The following is a 14,424-nucleotide window of genomic DNA, read 5'->3' as shown; positions in this document are numbered from 1 at the left end:
ATCAACCCTTCAGCGAATCGAGTTCGGCGACGTTGATGGTCCGCCGGGTGCGGAACAGCGTCACCAGGATGGCCAGGCCGATGGCGGCCTCGGCCGCGGCCACGGTCAGGATGAAGAAGACGAAGATCTGCCCGTCGACGTCGCCCAGGAAGCGCGAGAAGGCCACGAAGTTGATGTTCACCGAGAGCAGCATGAGCTCGATGCACATCAGCAGCACGATGACGTTCTTGCGATTGATGAAGATGCCGGCGACGGCGATGCAGAACAGCACCGCGGCGAGCGCGAGGTAATGGCCGAGCGTGATCACGGGTTGCCCTCCTGGCGGGGTTCGGCCGCCACCTTCACCAGGCGCACGCGGTCCTCGCGGCGCACGGCGACCTGGCGGGCCGGATCCTGGTGCTTGGTGCCCGGGCGGCGGCGCAGGGTCAGCATCACCGCAACCACCAGGGCCACGGTGAGGATCACCGCCGCCGTCTCGAACGGCAGGATGTACTTGCTGAACAGGGTCTCGCCGATCCACTGCAGGTTGGTCTTGCCGGCGGCGACGGCCGGGTCGGTGGCCGGCAGCGTGAGCTCGAAGCGCTTCATGCCGATCAGCATCACCATCTCGGCGGCCATCACCACCACCACCGCGCCGGTGAACGGCAGGTGGCGCACGAAGCCTTCGCGCAGCGGCGTGGTGTTGATGTCGAGCATCATCACCACGAACAGGAACAGCACCATCACCGCGCCGATGTAAACCAGCACCAGCACCACGCCGAGGAACTCGGCCTGCAGGAGCAGCCACAGGCAGGCGGCGGAGAAGAAGGTGAGCACCAGGCTGAGCACGGCGTGCACCGGGTTCCGGGCCAGGATGACGCCCAGCGCGGCCAGCACCGTGACGGCGGCGAAGGCGTAGAAGGCGATCAGTTCATAGGTCATGTGTGTCCCCCGGCCTCAGCGGTACGGCGCGTCGGCGGCGCGACGTTCGGCGATCTCGTCCTCGAGGCGGTCGCCCAGGGCCAGCAGCTGGGCCTTGGTGACGATGTTCTCGCCGCGCTTCTCGAAGTGGTACTCGTGGATGTGGGTCTCGACGATCGAGTCCACCGGGCAGCTTTCCTCGCAGAAGCCGCAGTAGATGCACTTGAACAGGTCGATGTCGTAGCGCGTGGTGCGGCGCGAGCCGTCGGCGCGCGGTTCCGAGTCGATCGTGATCGCCAGCGCCGGGCACACCGCCTCGCACAGCTTGCAGGCGATGCAGCGCTCCTCGCCGTTCGGGTAGCGGCGCAGCGCATGCAGGCCGCGGAAGCGCGGCGACTGCGGCGTCTTCTCGAACGGATAGTTGAGCGTGTACTTGGGCTTGAACATGTAGCCCAGCGTGAGCTTCATGCCGGCCAGAAGCTCCAGCAGCATGAGGCTCTTGAGGTAGTTCGCGATGCGGTTCATGTCGTCCTCAGGCCCCCAGGGTGAACCATTCGTTGTAGGCGGCGACGGCCGTCACGAAGATCCAGACGATGGTGATGGGGATGAACACCTTCCAGCCCAGGCGCATGATCTGGTCGTAGCGGTAGCGCGGGAAGGTGGCGCGGAACCACAGGAAGGAGAAGGCGAAGAACAGGAACTTGGCCGCCAGCCACCACCAGCCCGGCTCGCCCAGCACGCCCCAGGAGGGCGGGAACGGCGACAGCCAGCCACCCAGGAACAGCACCGAGGTGAGGAAGGCCACCAGCATCATGTTGGCGTATTCGGCCAGGAAGAAGATGGCGAAGGCCGAACCGGAGTACTCGACGTGGAAGCCGGCGACGATCTCCGACTCGCCTTCGGCGACGTCGAAGGGCGCGCGGTTGGTCTCGGCCACGCCGGAGATGAAGTAGATGACGAACAGCGGGAACAGCGGGATGAAGAACCATTCGCCGATGCCGAGGTTGCCGGCCTGGGCGAGGACGATCTCGCTGAGGTTCATCGTGCCCGCGGCCACCAGCACGCCCACCAGGGCGAAACCCATGGCGATTTCGTAGCTGATCACCTGCGCCGCCGAACGCAGCGCGCCGAGCACGGCGTACTTGGAGTTCGAGGCCCAGCCGCCGACGATGATGCCGTAGACGCCCATGGAGGTCAGCGCCAGCAGCACCAGCAGGCCGGCGTTGACGTCGGCCAGCACCACGCCGTCGTCGAAGGGGATGACCGCCCAGGCCGCCAGCGCCGGCGCCAGCGCCAGCAGCGGCGCCAGCCGGTACAGCAGGCCGCTGGCCTGGGTCGGCACCACCAGCTCCTTGAAGAGCATCTTGAACACGTCGGCGAAGGCCTGGATGAAGCCGATGCCCATGAAGCCGCCGATGAACTGGGGCCCGTGGCGCACGTGCATCCAGCCGATCACTTTGCGCTCGGCCAGGGTGTAGAAGGCCACGCCCACCACCACCGGCAGCGTGATGGCCAGGATCTTGACCAGCGTCCAGAGCACCAGGCCCAGGTCGCCGAAGGAAAGGAAGAACTCGCGCATTGCCTCGATCATGCTCAGGCCCCCACCACCGCGAGCCGGGCAACCGGCGAGATCGGCGCGGTGGCCACGTAGTCACTTTCGACCCAGGCGGCACCCTTCGCCACGCGGGCATCCACGGCCACCGGCAGCACGGCGTTGCCGTGGCCGTCGCCGAGCTTGGCCATCGCGCCCTCGGCCAGGCCGCGCGCCTGCGCGTCCTCCGGGTTGAGCACGATGCGCTCGCCGCGGGTCAGCGGATGCGCATTGAGCGCGGCCGCGCGGCGCAGCACCGCGTCGCCGCGGTAGATTGGCGTGGTGGTGATGCGCTCGAGGCCGGCGTCGGCCGCCGGGGCCGGGGCCAGGCCCTCGCCCGCCGCCGGCGCCGCCGGGCGCAGGCCCGCGCGCAGGCCGGCCAGGTCGGTGAAGCCGAAGCCGTCCAGGCCCAGCTGGCCGCCGAGGGCGCGCAGCACGCGCCAGCCGGCGCGGGCTTCGCCCGGCAGCTTGCCGCCGGCCTGGGTGGACTGGTCGGTGCCGTCGAGGTTGGTCAGCGTGGCCTCGACCTCCGGCAGCGCGCCGATCGGCAGGATCACGCGCGCCAGGGCCTTGAGCTCTTCGCTGGCGAAGGCGGCGAAGGCGACGACCTTCGCGCCCGACAGCGCCTTGAGCGCCTTGGCGGTGTGCGCGAAGTCGAAGGCCGGCTCGATGCCGTAAAGCAGGTAGGCCGGCAGCGGATTGGCCAGCATGGCGCCGGCGTCGCGACCGCCCTGCCCCGGGCGCAGCCCGTGGCGGGCCAGGCCGACGGCGTTGGCGCCCTGCGGGATGCGGTTCAGGCGCGCGCCGGTCTTGGCGGCCAGCGCACGCGCGGTGGCGCGCAGCCAGGAGGCCTGGCCGTGGTTCTCGGCCATCTCGCCGAGCATCACGACGGCCTGGCGGGCGCCGGCCAGGGCCGCGGCGATGGCCTCGGCCTGGGCGTTGGCACCGGCGGCGACGCCGGCCGGCAGCGTGGCGCCGGCGGCCTGGGCCACCGCGGCCAGCGCGCCCGGCAGCTGCGACGGCGCGACGATGGCCTTGCCGGCCACCGGGAAGGTGAATTCAAAGTCCACCGGGCTGATGGCGAACACCTTCGCCCCGCGCTTGCCGGCCTTGTGCAGGCGCTGGTGCAGCAGCGGCAGTTCGTGGCGCAGGTTGCAGCCCACCAGCAGCACGACGTCGGCGTTCTCCAGCTCCGCCGCCGGGAGCTGGAAGGGTTCGGCGAAGGCGGCGTCGGCGAAGTCGACGGCCTTCAGGCGGTGGTCGGCGTGGGCGGTGCCCAGGCCCCTGGCGAGCGAGGCCAGCAGCGCCCCCTCTTCGTTCGAGGTGGCCGGATGGGCCAGCACGCCGAGGTCGGCGCCGGCCTCGCGCAGCAGCTTGCCGGCGGCGGCCAGGGCCTCCTCCCAGGAAGCCTCGCGCCAGGCGTCACCCTCGCGCACCAGCGGACGGGTGGCGCGGTCGGCGGCCTGCAGGCCCTGGTGCGAATAGCGGTCGCGGTCCGACAGCCAGCACTCGTTCACCGCCTCGTTGTCGCGCGGCACGGTGCGCAGCACCTCGCCCCGGCGCACGTGCAGGAACAGGTTCGAACCCAGGGCATCGTGGTAACCCAGCGACTCGCGGGCCACCAGCTCCCAGGCGCGGGCGCGGAAGCGGAACACCTTGTTGGTCAGCGCGCCGACGGGGCAGACGTCGATGACGTTGCCCGACAGCTCGGTCATCAGCGGCTTGCCGTCGTAGGTGCCGATCTGCAGGCGCTCGCCGCGGTACATGCCGCCGAGCTCGAAGGTGCCGGCGACGTCGGCGGTGAAGCGGATGCAGCGCGTGCACTGGATGCAGCGCGTCATGTCGGTGGACACCAGCGGGCCGATGTCCTCGTCGGGCACCACGCGCTTGCGCTCGACGAAACGCGACACCGAGCGGCCGTAGCCCATCGACAGGTCCTGCAGCTCGCACTCGCCGCCCTGGTCGCAGACCGGGCAGTCGAGCGGATGGTTGATCAGCAGGAACTCCATGACGTTGCGCTGCGCATCGAGCGCGCGCTTGGTCTGGGTGGTGACCTTCATGCCTTCCATCACCGGCGTGGCGCAGGCCGGCGCCGGCTTGGGCATCTTCTCGACGTCCACCAGGCACATGCGGCAGTTGGCGGCGATCGGCAGCTTCTCGTGGTAGCAGAAGCGCGGCACCGGGATGCCGGCCTTGTCGGCGGCCTGGATGATCATCGAGCCCTTCGGCGCCTGCAGCGGCTTTCCGTCGATCTCGATGTTCACCATGTCCGGTGCGGTGTTGTTGGTCGGCTGGGCGCTCATGCGGCCTGCTCCGTGGAGGCAAGCTGGCCCTTGGCCAGGTCGTCGACGTAGAAACGCTTGTGCACGATGGCGTACTCGAACTCGTGCCAGAAGTGGCGCAGGAAGCCCTGCACCGGCCAGGCGGCGGCCTCGCCGAAGGCACAGATGGTGTGGCCCTCGATCTGGCCGGCGGCGGCCTTGAGCATCTGCAGGTCGGACAGTTCGGCCTTGCCCTCGGCGATGCGGGTGAGCATGCGGTACATCCAGCCGGTGCCCTCGCGGCACGGGGTGCACTGGCCGCAGGACTCGGCGAAGTAGAAGCGCGCGATGCGCTGGCAGGCGCGGACCATGCAGGTGGTCTCGTCCATCACGATCACCGCGCCCGAACCCAGGCCCGAACCGGCCTTCTGGATCGAGTCGTAGTCCATCGTGACGCCCATCATGATCTCGGCCGGCAGCACCGGCATCGAGCTGCCGCCGGGGATCACGGCCTTGAGCTTGCGGCCACCCTTCACGCCGCCGGCCATCGCCAGCAGCTCGCTGAACGGGGTGCCGAGGCGGATCTCGAAGTTGCCCGGGTTGTTGACGTGGCCGGACACCGAGAACACCTTCGGGCCGCCGTTGTTCGGCTTGCCCAGGCCCATGAACCACTCGGGGCCGTTGCGCATGATCGCCGGCACCGAGGCGTAGGTCTCGGTGTTGTTGATGGTGGTGGGCTTGCCGAACAGGCCGTAGTTGGCCGGGAACGGCGGCTTGAAGCGCGGCTGGCCCTTCTTGCCCTCCAGCGACTCCATCATCGCGGTCTCTTCGCCGCAGATGTAGGCGCCGGCGCCCAGCGCGGCGTGGATGTCCACGTCGATGCCCGAACCCTGGATGTCCTTGCCCAGCCAGCCGTTGGCGTAGGCTTCCTTCAGGGCCGCTTCGAAGTGCTCGAAGGGCTCGTGGTGGAACTCGCCGCGCAGGTAGTTGTAGCCCACGGTGCAGCCGGTGGCGTAGCAGGCGATGGCCATGCCTTCGATCACCGCGTGCGGGTTGTAGCGCAGGATGTCGCGGTCCTTGCAGGTGCCCGGCTCGGATTCGTCGGAATTGCACAGGATGTACTTCTGGCCCGGCGCCGAGCGCGGCATGAAGCTCCACTTCAGGCCGGTCGGGAAGCCGGCGCCGCCGCGGCCGCGCAGGCCCGACTGCTTGACCATCTCCACGACCTGGGCCGGATCGGGCTTCTCGGCCAGGATCTTGCGCCAGGCGGCGTAACCACCGGTCTTGAGGTAGTTCTCGTACGACCAGGGCTTGTCGAAATGCAGGGTTGTGTAGACGACGTTGTGCTCCTGCGGGGCCGGGCCCACCGGGCCGTAGCCCTCGGAGTAGCGGGAATCGTGCGCCATGGCTTGAATCACTCCAGTCCGTCGATCAGCTTGTCCACCTGCTCGGCGGTCAGCTTCTCGTGGTAGTGCCCGTCGATCAGCATCACCGGCGCGGCGGAGCAGGCGGCCACGCACTCTTCCTCGATCTTCAGGAAGATGCGGCCGTCGGGCGTGCTTTCGCCGTGCTTGATGCCCAGCTTGCCTTCGCAGTGGCGCACGATGTCCTCGGCGCCGTTGAGCCAGCAGCTGATGTTGGTGCAGATCGAGATCTTGTGCCGCCCGACCGGCTGCAGGTCGAACATCGAGTAGAAGGTGGCGACCTCGTAGGCCCACACCGGCGGGATGCCGAGGTACTTGGCCGTGGCGGCGATGATCTCGTCGCTGAGCCAGCCGCCGTTCTGCTCCTGGGCCGCCATCAGGCCCTGGATGACCGCCGAACGCTTGCGGTCCGGCGGGAACTTGGCGACCCAGTGGTCGATGTGGGCACGGGTGGCGTCGCTCAGCGCGACCATCGGGTCGACGTGCTGGCAGGCGGCGAAGTTTCCGGTGGCTTTCATGGCCTGGGCAATCCTTAGCGGTCGATCTCGCCGAAGACGATGTCGTAGGTACCGATCATCGCCACGACGTCGGGCAGCATGTGGCCGCGCACGATCGCGTCCATCGACGAGAGGTGGGCGAAGCCCGGCGCGCGAAGCTTGAGGCGGAAGGGCTTGTTGGCGCCGTCGGAGACGATGTAGGCGCCGAACTCGCCCTTGGGCGCCTCGACGGCCGCATAGGCCTCGCCGGCGGGCACCGAGTAGCCCTCGGTGAAGAGCTTGAAGTGGTGGATCAGCGCTTCCATGTCGTCCTTCATCTCGGCACGGCGCGGCGGCGCGACCTTGAAGTTGCGCACCATCACCGGACCCGGGTTGGCACGCAGCCACTGCACGCACTGCTTGATGATGCGGTTGGACTGGCGCATCTCCTCGATGCGGACCAGGTAGCGGTCGTAGCAGTCGCCCTGCACGCCCACCGGGATGTCGAAGTCGACCTTGTCGTAGGCAGCGTAGGGCTGCTTCTTGCGCAGGTCCCAGGCCAGGCCGGAGCCACGCAGCATCGGGCCGGTCATGCCCCAGGCCAGCGCCTTCTCCACCGGCACCACGCCGATGCCGACGGTGCGCTGCTTCCAGATGCGGTTGTCGGTGAGCAGGGTCTCGTACTCGTCGACGCGGCGCGGGAAGTCGTCGCAGAAGGCGTCGAGGAAGTCGAGCATCGAGCCCTCGCGCCATTCATTGACGCGCTTGAGCTCGCCGCCCTTGCGCCAGGGCGACTCGCGGTACTTGGGCATGGCGTCGGGCAGGTCGCGCGCCACGCCGCCGGGGCGGTAGTAGGTGGCGTGCATGCGTGCGCCGGAGACCGCCTCGTAGCAGTCCATCAGCTCCTCGCGCTCGCGGAAGGCGTACAGGAACACCGCCATCGCGCCCAGGTCGAGGCCGTTCGAACCGATCCACATCAGGTGGTTCAGGATGCGGGTGATCTCGTCGAACATCGTGCGGATGTACTCGGCGCGCATCGGCACCTCGATCCGCATCAGCTTCTCGATGGCGCGCACGTAGGCGTGTTCGTTGCACATCATCGAGACGTAGTCGAGCCGGTCCATGTAGCCGATCGACTGGTTGAAGGGCTTGGACTCGGCCAGCTTCTCGGTGCCGCGGTGCAGCAGGCCCACGTGCGGGTCGGCGCGCTGCACGACCTCGCCGTCCATCTCGAGCACGAGGCGCAGCACGCCGTGCGCCGCCGGATGCTGCGGGCCGAAGTTGAGGGTGTAGTTGCGGATTTCCTGGGTCATGGCCGGTCAGTCCTTGCTCGGCTGCTCGGAGGCGGCCTGCTGCCACCGGGAGTCTTCGCGCACGACGCGCGGCACGCCGACGCGCGGCTCGATCGAGACCGGCTCGTAGACCACGCGCTTGCGCTCGGCGTCGTAACGGACTTCGACGTTGCCCACCAGCGGGAAGTCCTTGCGGAACGGATGGCCGACGAAACCGTAGTCGGTGAGGATGCGGCGAAGGTCCGGATGGCCCTCGAAGACGATGCCGAACAGGTCGAAGCACTCGCGCTCGAACCAGTTGGCCACCGGGTAGACGTCGACCAGCGAGGGCACCACCGGCAGGCTGTTGTCGGCAGCGAAGCAGCGGATTCGCAGGCGGCGGTTGTGGCGCACCGACTGCAGGTGCACGACCACCGCGAAGCGGCGCTCGGGGCCGTTGCCGCGCGGGCGGCTTTCCCAGTCGAAGCGGCCCGGGCCGGCGCCTTCGACGCCGCGCGAGAAGCCCTCGGAGGTGACGTCGGTGGTTTCCCACTCGTCCTCGCCGTAGCCGAGGTAGTCGACGCCGCACAGGTCGATCAGCTGTTCGAAGCCCAGGTCCGGGTCGTCGCGCAGGATGCGCGCGGCCTCGTCCCATTCGCCCGGGGCGATCTCGACCGTGGTTTCGCCCAGGGCCTCGTGCAGGGAAAGCAGCTTGTCCTGCAGGCGTGCCTTCAGGCGCTCGTGGAAGCTCGTGGGGGTATCGACCATGGCGTCGGCTGGGTCCTTAGCGGGCGATGGTGTTGGTGCGGCGGATCTTCTTCTGCAGCTGCAGGATGCCGTACACGAGCGCCTCGGCCGTGGGCGGGCAACCCGGGACGTAGACGTCCACCGGCACCACGCGGTCGCAGCCGCGCACCACCGAATACGAGTAGTGGTAGTAGCCGCCACCGTTGGCGCAGCTGCCCATCGAGATCACCCACTTGGGCTCGGGCATCTGGTCGTAGACCTTGCGCAGCGCCGGGGCCATCTTGTTGACCAGGGTGCCGGCGACGATCATCACGTCGGCCTGGCGCGGCGACGGACGGAAGATGACGCCGTAGCGGTCGAGGTCGAGGCGCGAGGCGCCCGCATGCATCATCTCGACGGCGCAGCAGGCCAGGCCGAAGGTGACCGGCCACATCGAACCGGTGCGCGCCCAGTTGACCAGCGCATCCACCGAGGTGGTGACGAAGCCGCGCTCGAGCAGCGGGTTCTCGCCTTCCGGACGCAGGATGTCGTCAACCCGCCCTTCCGGGATCGGGTTGTGCATCAGGTTCGAAACGGACTGGATCACTCCCATTCGAGCGCTCCCTTCTTCCAGACGTAGATGAAGCCAAGCACGAGCAGGCCGATGAAGATGCCCATCTCGGTGAGGCCGACGATGCCGAGGTTGCGGAAGTTGACCGCCCACGGGAAGACGAAGGCGATTTCCAGGTCGAAGATGATGAACTGGATGGCCACGAGGTAATAGCGCACGTCGAACTGCATGCGCGCGTCTTCGAAGGCCTCGAAGCCGCATTCGTACGGGGAGAGTTTTTCGGCGTCGGGCCGCTTGGGACCGAGGAACCAGCCGGCGATCAGGAGCACGATGCCCAGGCCGGTGGAGACGAAAAGGAACAACAGGATCGGCAGATATTCGCCAAGCACGCGCGCATCCTCACCTTGCGCCCGTGGGCGCGTCCGTGCCGCCGCTCCAGCGTTTTGCCGGGCGGCAGCCCGTTGGTCGATTGGTGCCCAAGGGGGGACTCGAACCCCCACGACTTTCGTCGCTACCACCTCAAGGTAGTGCGTCTACCAATTCCGCCACCTGGGCAGGTGTGCCTTCGCTCCGGTGCATGGATCGAAGGCGGAAGATTGTATCAGTTGATCAGCCGCCGCGGGTGTTTTCCGCGTCGGTTTCCGCACCATTTTCCGTCGCATCCGCCGGGGTCGCGGGAACCTCGGCTTCCGCCGCGGGGACGTCGCCCCCGGCGGCCGGCACATCGGCGGCCGGAGCCCCCGGAACTTCGGCGGCCGGGACTTCACCCGCCGGGGCGGACGCGGCCGGGACCTCGGACATCGCGCCGATATCCTCCAGCGCTGCCGCCGGATCCGGGCGACCGCCGTGGGTGGCGTACCAGGCCATGGCCAGGCTCATGCCCATGAACACCACGGCCAGCCACTTGGTGGTCGTGGAGAGGAAGTTGGCCGAGCCGCGCGCACCGAACACGGTCGCGGACGCGCCCGCGCCGAAGCCCGAGCCGGCGGCGGCGCCGCTGCCGCGCTGCATGAGGATGAGCACGATCATCGCGATCGCGACCAGCACGTAAATGACGCTGACGATGGTGAGAAGCATGTTGGTCCGTTACCTCGCCGCCGCGGCGGCGATTGCCAGGAAATCCTGGGCCACGAGGGACGCGCCCCCGATCAGGCCGCCATCGACGTCGGGCTGCGCGAACAGCTCGGCCGCGTTGGCGGGCTTCACGCTGCCCCCGTAGAGGATGGGCAGCGAGCCGGCGATTCTAGCATCGTGGGCGGCCAGTTCGCCACGGATGAAGGCGTGGACCTCCTGGACCTGCTCCTTGCTGGCGGTGCGGCCGGTGCCGATCGCCCAGACCGGCTCGTAGGCCACCACGGCGCCGTCGAAACCGGCGATGCCGGCCGCCTCGACCACCGGCGCCAGCTGCTTTTCCAGCGCCCATTCGGTCTGGCCGGCCTCGCGCTGGTGCAGGGTTTCACCGATGCACAGCACCGGGACCAGGCCGGCCTTGCGGGCGGCGACGAACTTGGCGGCCACGTCCTGCGGGCTCTCGCCGTGGTACTGGCGGCGCTCGGAATGGCCGACCAGCACGTAGCGGGCGCCGACGTCACGCAGCATCGCGCCGGACACCTCGCCGGTGTAGGCGCCCTGCTCGTTCACACCCAGGTCCTGGGCGCCGAAGACCAGGCCGCTGTCGCCGTAACGCTCGGCCAGGCTGGCCAGGTAGGGCACGGGCGGCAGCACCACCAGCTCGACCCCGGCGGCGGCCGGCGCGGCCACCACGGCGTCGAGCAGCTCGCGGGCGAAGGCGCGGCTGCCATTGAGCTTCCAGTTGCCGGCGACGATCCTCTGGCGCATTTGGGCATTCCCAGTCGTTCGGACCCGCGATTCTAGCCCTTCGCGACGGGGCGCTCCATCCTCCGGCCGGCAGCGACCATAATGCGGCCATTCCCCAATCGATCCGGAGCCACGCATGCCTGTCCCCTCCCCCGCCCACGCCCTGGTCACCGGGGCCTCGAGCGGCATCGGTGCCGACATCGCCCGCGAATACGCCCGGCGCGGCAAGCCGCTGGTGCTCACCGCGCGCCGGGTCGAGCGGCTCGAGGCGCTGGCGGCAGAACTGTCGGCGCTGGTGCCCTGCGTGGTGCTGGCGGCCGACCTGGCCGACCCGGACGCGCCTGCGGAACTGTTCGCCCAGACCCAGGCCCGCGGGATCTTCGTCGACACCCTGGTCAATAACGCCGGCTACGGCGTTCCGGGCCGCTACCTGAGCGCCGACTGGAAGACCCATGCCGACTCGATCCAGGTGCTGCTGACCTCGGTGGCCCACCTGACGCACCTTTACCTGCCGGCGATGGAAGCAGCCGGCCGCGGCCGCATCCTCAACGTGGCTTCGCTGGCCGGGCTGGTGCCGGCCACGGCCGGCCACACGCTCTACGGGGCCACCAAGGCCTGGCTGATCCGCTTCTCGGAGACCCTGGACCAGGAGATGCGGTCCCGGGGCGTGTTCGTGACGGCGCTCTGCCCGGGCATGACCTACACGGAGTTCCACGACGTCAACGGCATGCGGGAAAAGGTGAGCAAGCTGCCCAAGGGCATCTGGCTGACCAGCGCCGAGGTCGCCCGGCTGGGCGTGGACGCGGTCGAGGCCGGCGTACCGCGCCTGGTCACCGGCCGCAGCAACCGGCTCATCGCCGCCCTGTCCAAGTACCTGCCCGACCGCCTGGCCCGCGCCCTGCTGGCCTCGAAATCCAAGGACTTCCGCGACGCCGACTGACCCCCTCGGCCGACCGACCCTCACGACCGCCCCCCGTCGACCGACCGCACCCCTGTAGGAGCGACGGCACGGGCGACAGCGCGGGACGAGCTCAGACGAGCTTGATTTCGCGCAGGCGCTCGAGCAGGTAGTCGTGGGCGGTGATCGGGTTCGGGTAGCGGTTCGGGTTGTCGGCCGAAATGCAGCCCGGCAGGGTCTCGATCAGGAAGTCCGGGTTCGGGTGCAGGAAGAACGGCGTCGAATAGCGCGGCTTGCGGGCCTCGTCGCCCGGCGGGTTCACCACGCGGTGGGTGGTCGACGGGTACACGTGGTTGGTCAGACGCTGGAGCATGTCGCCGATGTTGACCACGATGGTGTCGGCGTCCGCCGTGAACGGCACCCACTCGCCCTTGCGCGAGAGCACCTCGAGGCCGGCGGCCGAGGCGCCCACCAGCAGCGTGATCAGGTTGATGTCCTCGTGGGCGCCGGCGCGCACGTTCGGGATGTCGTCGGCGGTGATCGGCGGGTAGTGGATCGGCCGCAGGATCGAGTTGCCGAAATTGGTCTTGTCGGCGAAGTAGTCGCCCGGCAGGCCGATGTGCAGGGCCAGCGCCGAGAGCACGCGCGAGCCTAGCTGGTCGAGCGCGGTGTACAGGCCATAGGCCACTTCCCTGAACTCAGGCACTTCGACCGGCCACTGGTTGGGCGCCATCACGTCGGCATACTGCGAGTCGCGCGGGATCTCGCGGCCCACGTGCCAGAATTCCTTGAGGTCGAAATGCTTGGCGCCCTTGGCCGTCTCGATGCCGAAGGGCGTGTAGCCGCGCGCACCGCCGCCGCCGGGCACGTGGTACTTCTTCTTGACCTCCTCCGGCAGCGCGAAGAAGCGCTGGAAGACGTCGTAGGCGCGGTCGATCTGCGCCTGCGGGATGCCGTGGTTGCGGATGCCGGCGAAACCCCATTCGCGGTAGGCCGCGCCGAGTTCGGCGACGAAGGCCTCGCGGTCGGTTTCGAAGCGCCGGATGTCGAGGGTCGGGATGCGGGCGGTCACGTGGCGGTTCCGTTCTATTGCGTTGCGGGGATTGTAGCGGGGTCGCCGTGAACAGCCTTGACGGGGCTCAAGCCGCGGCGTGCACGGCCTCGGCCAGCCGGTCGAGCACCTGGCGCATCAGCCCGGCGTCGTCGGCCTCCACGGTCACGCGCACCACCGGCTCGGTGCCCGATGGGCGCAGCACCAACCGGCCGCGGCCGGACAGCGCCGCCTCGGCCTCGGCCCGGGCGGCCTGCACGGCGGCCTGCTCGAGCGGGCGCGAGCCCGGGGCAATGCGCACGTTCACGGTTTGCTGCGGCAGCGGCTCGTAGCCGGCCAGGGCCTCGCGCAGGGACTGGCCGCGGCGGCGCAGCGCCTCGAGCACCTGCAGGGCGCTGACGATGGCGTCGCCGGTGCTGGCGCGGTCCAGGCACAGCAGGTGGCCCGAAGCCTCGCCGCCGAGCACGCCACCGTGCTCGACCAGGGCCTGGTGCACGTAGCGGTCGCCGACCCTGGCGCGCAGGAAGCCGATGCCCTGCCCGGCCAGGCCACGCTCCATGGCGTAGTTGGTCATCAGGGTGCCGACCACCGGGCCGCGCAGGCGGCCGCTGGCCTGCCAGTCGCGCGCCAGCACCCAGATCAGGCCGTCGCCGTCGACCAGCTCGCCGACGCCGTCGACCATCAGCACGCGGTCGCCGTCGCCGTCGAAGGCTATGCCCAGGTCGGCGCCGGTTTCGCGCACCCGCGCGATCAACGCCTCGGGGTGGGTGGAGCCGACGCCGTTGTTGATGTTCAGGCCGTCGGGCTCGTTGCCGATCACGTCCACGCTGGCGCCAAGTTCGGCGAACACGCGCGGGCCGACCTGGTAGGTGGCACCGTGGGCGCAGTCGAGCACCACGCGCAGGCCTTCGAGCGAGAAATCCTCGGGCACCGTCGACTTGCAGAACTCGGCGTAGCGCGCCAGCGCGTCGGTGACACGGCTGGCCTTGCCCAGGCGCTCGGACGGCACCGTCTGGAACGGCCGGTCGAGCTCGGCCTCGATCGCCGCCTCGACCGCGTCGCCGAGCTTCTCGCCATGGGCGGAGAAGAACTTGATGCCGTTGTCGTGGTGCGGGTTGTGCGAGGCGCTGATGACGATGCCGGCGTCGGCGCGCAGCGAGCGCGTCAGGTAGGCCACGGCCGGGGTCGGCATCGGGCCGAGCATCCGCACGTCGGCGCCGGCGGCCACCAGGCCGGCCTCGAGCGCGGCCTCGAACATGTAGCCCGAGATGCGCGTGTCCTTGCCGATGACGACGGTGGCGTGCTGCTTGCCCTCGCCGGCCAGGACGCGGCCCGCGGCGGCGCCCAGGCGCAGCACGAAGTCGGCCGAAACCGGGTACTCGCCGACCCGGCCGCGGATGCCGTCAGTGCCGAAATACTTGCGCTTGTCCATGCGGC

Annotated in this window: 16 protein-coding genes and 1 tRNA gene; 1 reads left to right on the top strand and 16 read right to left on the bottom strand. The window is 69.3% G+C overall.

The window, feature by feature from the left end; all coding sequences use genetic code 11:
• Position 1: 1 nt before the first annotated feature.
• From nuoK to tpiA, 14 genes are all read right to left on the bottom strand, one after another.
• Positions 2-307, bottom strand: a complete 306-nt coding sequence (nuoK, locus tag C6N40_RS06350) for an NADH-quinone oxidoreductase subunit NuoK (protein ID WP_106990169.1) — start codon at positions 305-307, stop codon at positions 2-4.
• Complete coding sequence (locus C6N40_RS06345; RefSeq protein ID WP_106990168.1) at positions 304-921, bottom strand: NADH-quinone oxidoreductase subunit J; 618 nt, start codon at positions 919-921, stop codon at positions 304-306. The genes nuoK and C6N40_RS06345 overlap by 4 nt, the downstream gene beginning before the upstream one ends.
• A gap of 15 nt (positions 922-936) precedes the next feature.
• Entirely contained in the window at positions 937-1,425 is a 489-nt protein-coding gene (gene nuoI / locus C6N40_RS06340) for an NADH-quinone oxidoreductase subunit NuoI (RefSeq protein ID WP_106990167.1), read from the bottom strand.
• Positions 1,426-1,432: 7 nt separating this feature from the next.
• Entirely contained in the window at positions 1,433-2,491 is a 1,059-nt protein-coding gene (gene nuoH / locus C6N40_RS06335; protein WP_240183460.1) for an NADH-quinone oxidoreductase subunit NuoH, read from the bottom strand.
• Between the two features lie 2 nt (positions 2,492-2,493).
• Complete coding sequence (gene nuoG / locus C6N40_RS06330) at positions 2,494-4,794, bottom strand: NADH-quinone oxidoreductase subunit NuoG (protein WP_106990165.1); 2,301 nt, start codon at positions 4,792-4,794, stop codon at positions 2,494-2,496.
• Complete coding sequence (gene nuoF, locus C6N40_RS06325) at positions 4,791-6,158, bottom strand: NADH-quinone oxidoreductase subunit NuoF (RefSeq protein WP_106990164.1); 1,368 nt, start codon at positions 6,156-6,158, stop codon at positions 4,791-4,793. Before nuoF ends, nuoG begins: the two co-directional genes overlap by 4 nt.
• 8 nt (positions 6,159-6,166) lie before the next feature.
• Positions 6,167-6,694, bottom strand: a complete 528-nt coding sequence (nuoE, locus tag C6N40_RS06320) for an NADH-quinone oxidoreductase subunit NuoE (RefSeq protein ID WP_106990163.1) — start codon at positions 6,692-6,694, stop codon at positions 6,167-6,169.
• Between the two features lie 14 nt (positions 6,695-6,708).
• A complete protein-coding gene (locus C6N40_RS06315; RefSeq protein ID WP_106990162.1) occupies positions 6,709-7,965 on the bottom strand; it encodes an NADH-quinone oxidoreductase subunit D in 1,257 nt (418 codons plus the stop codon).
• Positions 7,966-7,971: 6 nt separating this feature from the next.
• A complete protein-coding gene (locus C6N40_RS06310) occupies positions 7,972-8,691 on the bottom strand; it encodes an NADH-quinone oxidoreductase subunit C (protein WP_106990161.1) in 720 nt (239 codons plus the stop codon).
• A 16-nt stretch (positions 8,692-8,707) separates the two neighbouring features.
• Positions 8,708-9,262, bottom strand: a complete 555-nt coding sequence (locus C6N40_RS06305) for a NuoB/complex I 20 kDa subunit family protein (protein WP_106990160.1) — start codon at positions 9,260-9,262, stop codon at positions 8,708-8,710.
• Positions 9,253-9,609 carry an NADH-quinone oxidoreductase subunit A gene (locus C6N40_RS06300; protein ID WP_106990159.1) on the bottom strand — a complete coding sequence of 119 codons (357 nt, stop codon included), beginning with the start codon at positions 9,607-9,609 and terminating at the stop codon, positions 9,253-9,255. The genes C6N40_RS06305 and C6N40_RS06300 overlap by 10 nt, the downstream gene beginning before the upstream one ends.
• A gap of 81 nt (positions 9,610-9,690) precedes the next feature.
• Positions 9,691-9,775, bottom strand: a tRNA-Leu gene (locus C6N40_RS06295).
• A gap of 54 nt (positions 9,776-9,829) precedes the next feature.
• A complete protein-coding gene (gene secG, locus C6N40_RS06290) occupies positions 9,830-10,297 on the bottom strand; it encodes a preprotein translocase subunit SecG (protein ID WP_106990158.1) in 468 nt (155 codons plus the stop codon).
• A gap of 9 nt (positions 10,298-10,306) precedes the next feature.
• A complete protein-coding gene (tpiA, locus tag C6N40_RS06285; protein ID WP_106990157.1) occupies positions 10,307-11,059 on the bottom strand; it encodes a triose-phosphate isomerase in 753 nt (250 codons plus the stop codon).
• 115 nt (positions 11,060-11,174) lie between these two features.
• Between tpiA and C6N40_RS06280 the strand changes: the two genes are divergently transcribed.
• Positions 11,175-11,978, top strand: a complete 804-nt coding sequence (locus C6N40_RS06280) for an SDR family NAD(P)-dependent oxidoreductase (protein WP_106990156.1) — start codon at positions 11,175-11,177, stop codon at positions 11,976-11,978.
• 91 nt (positions 11,979-12,069) lie between these two features.
• On the opposite strand, the gene C6N40_RS06275 is transcribed toward C6N40_RS06280, so the two are convergent.
• Positions 12,070-13,008, bottom strand: coding sequence for an isopenicillin N synthase family dioxygenase (locus C6N40_RS06275; protein WP_106990155.1), 939 nt, complete (start codon positions 13,006-13,008; stop codon positions 12,070-12,072).
• A 67-nt stretch (positions 13,009-13,075) separates the two neighbouring features.
• Positions 13,076-14,419: a phosphoglucosamine mutase gene (gene glmM / locus C6N40_RS06270; RefSeq protein WP_106990154.1), complete on the bottom strand. Its 1,344-nt coding sequence runs from the start codon at positions 14,417-14,419 to the stop codon at positions 13,076-13,078.
• Between the last annotated feature and the right edge of the window lie 5 nt (positions 14,420-14,424).

It is taken from the genome of Arenimonas caeni, from assembly GCF_003024235.1.
Lineage (GTDB): Bacteria > Pseudomonadota > Gammaproteobacteria > Xanthomonadales > Xanthomonadaceae > Arenimonas > Arenimonas caeni.
Note: the sequence above shows the minus strand (reverse complement) of the source record. Positions and strands in the feature narration are given on the sequence as shown.

What these genes read in the sequence shown, in the direction of transcription:
- C6N40_RS06345 (WP_106990168.1), bottom strand. Translation starts at nt 921, where the DNA reads ATGACCTATGAACTGATCGCCTTCTACGCCTTCGCCGCCGTCACGGTG.
- nuoI (WP_106990167.1), bottom strand. Translation starts at nt 1,425, where the DNA reads ATGAACCGCATCGCGAACTACCTCAAGAGCCTCATGCTGCTGGAGCTT.
- nuoH (WP_240183460.1), bottom strand. Translation starts at nt 2,491, where the DNA reads ATGATCGAGGCAATGCGCGAGTTCTTCCTTTCCTTCGGCGACCTGGGC.
- nuoG (WP_106990165.1), bottom strand. Translation starts at nt 4,794, where the DNA reads ATGAGCGCCCAGCCGACCAACAACACCGCACCGGACATGGTGAACATC.
- nuoF (WP_106990164.1), bottom strand. Translation starts at nt 6,158, where the DNA reads ATGGCGCACGATTCCCGCTACTCCGAGGGCTACGGCCCGGTGGGCCCG.
- nuoE (WP_106990163.1), bottom strand. Translation starts at nt 6,694, where the DNA reads ATGAAAGCCACCGGAAACTTCGCCGCCTGCCAGCACGTCGACCCGATG.
- C6N40_RS06315 (WP_106990162.1), bottom strand. Translation starts at nt 7,965, where the DNA reads ATGACCCAGGAAATCCGCAACTACACCCTCAACTTCGGCCCGCAGCAT.
- C6N40_RS06310 (WP_106990161.1), bottom strand. Translation starts at nt 8,691, where the DNA reads ATGGTCGATACCCCCACGAGCTTCCACGAGCGCCTGAAGGCACGCCTG.
- C6N40_RS06305 (WP_106990160.1), bottom strand. Translation starts at nt 9,262, where the DNA reads ATGGGAGTGATCCAGTCCGTTTCGAACCTGATGCACAACCCGATCCCG.
- secG (WP_106990158.1), bottom strand. Translation starts at nt 10,297, where the DNA reads ATGCTTCTCACCATCGTCAGCGTCATTTACGTGCTGGTCGCGATCGCG.
- tpiA (WP_106990157.1), bottom strand. Translation starts at nt 11,059, where the DNA reads ATGCGCCAGAGGATCGTCGCCGGCAACTGGAAGCTCAATGGCAGCCGC.
- C6N40_RS06280 (WP_106990156.1), top strand. Translation starts at nt 11,175, where the DNA reads ATGCCTGTCCCCTCCCCCGCCCACGCCCTGGTCACCGGGGCCTCGAGC.
- glmM (WP_106990154.1), bottom strand. Translation starts at nt 14,419, where the DNA reads ATGGACAAGCGCAAGTATTTCGGCACTGACGGCATCCGCGGCCGGGTC.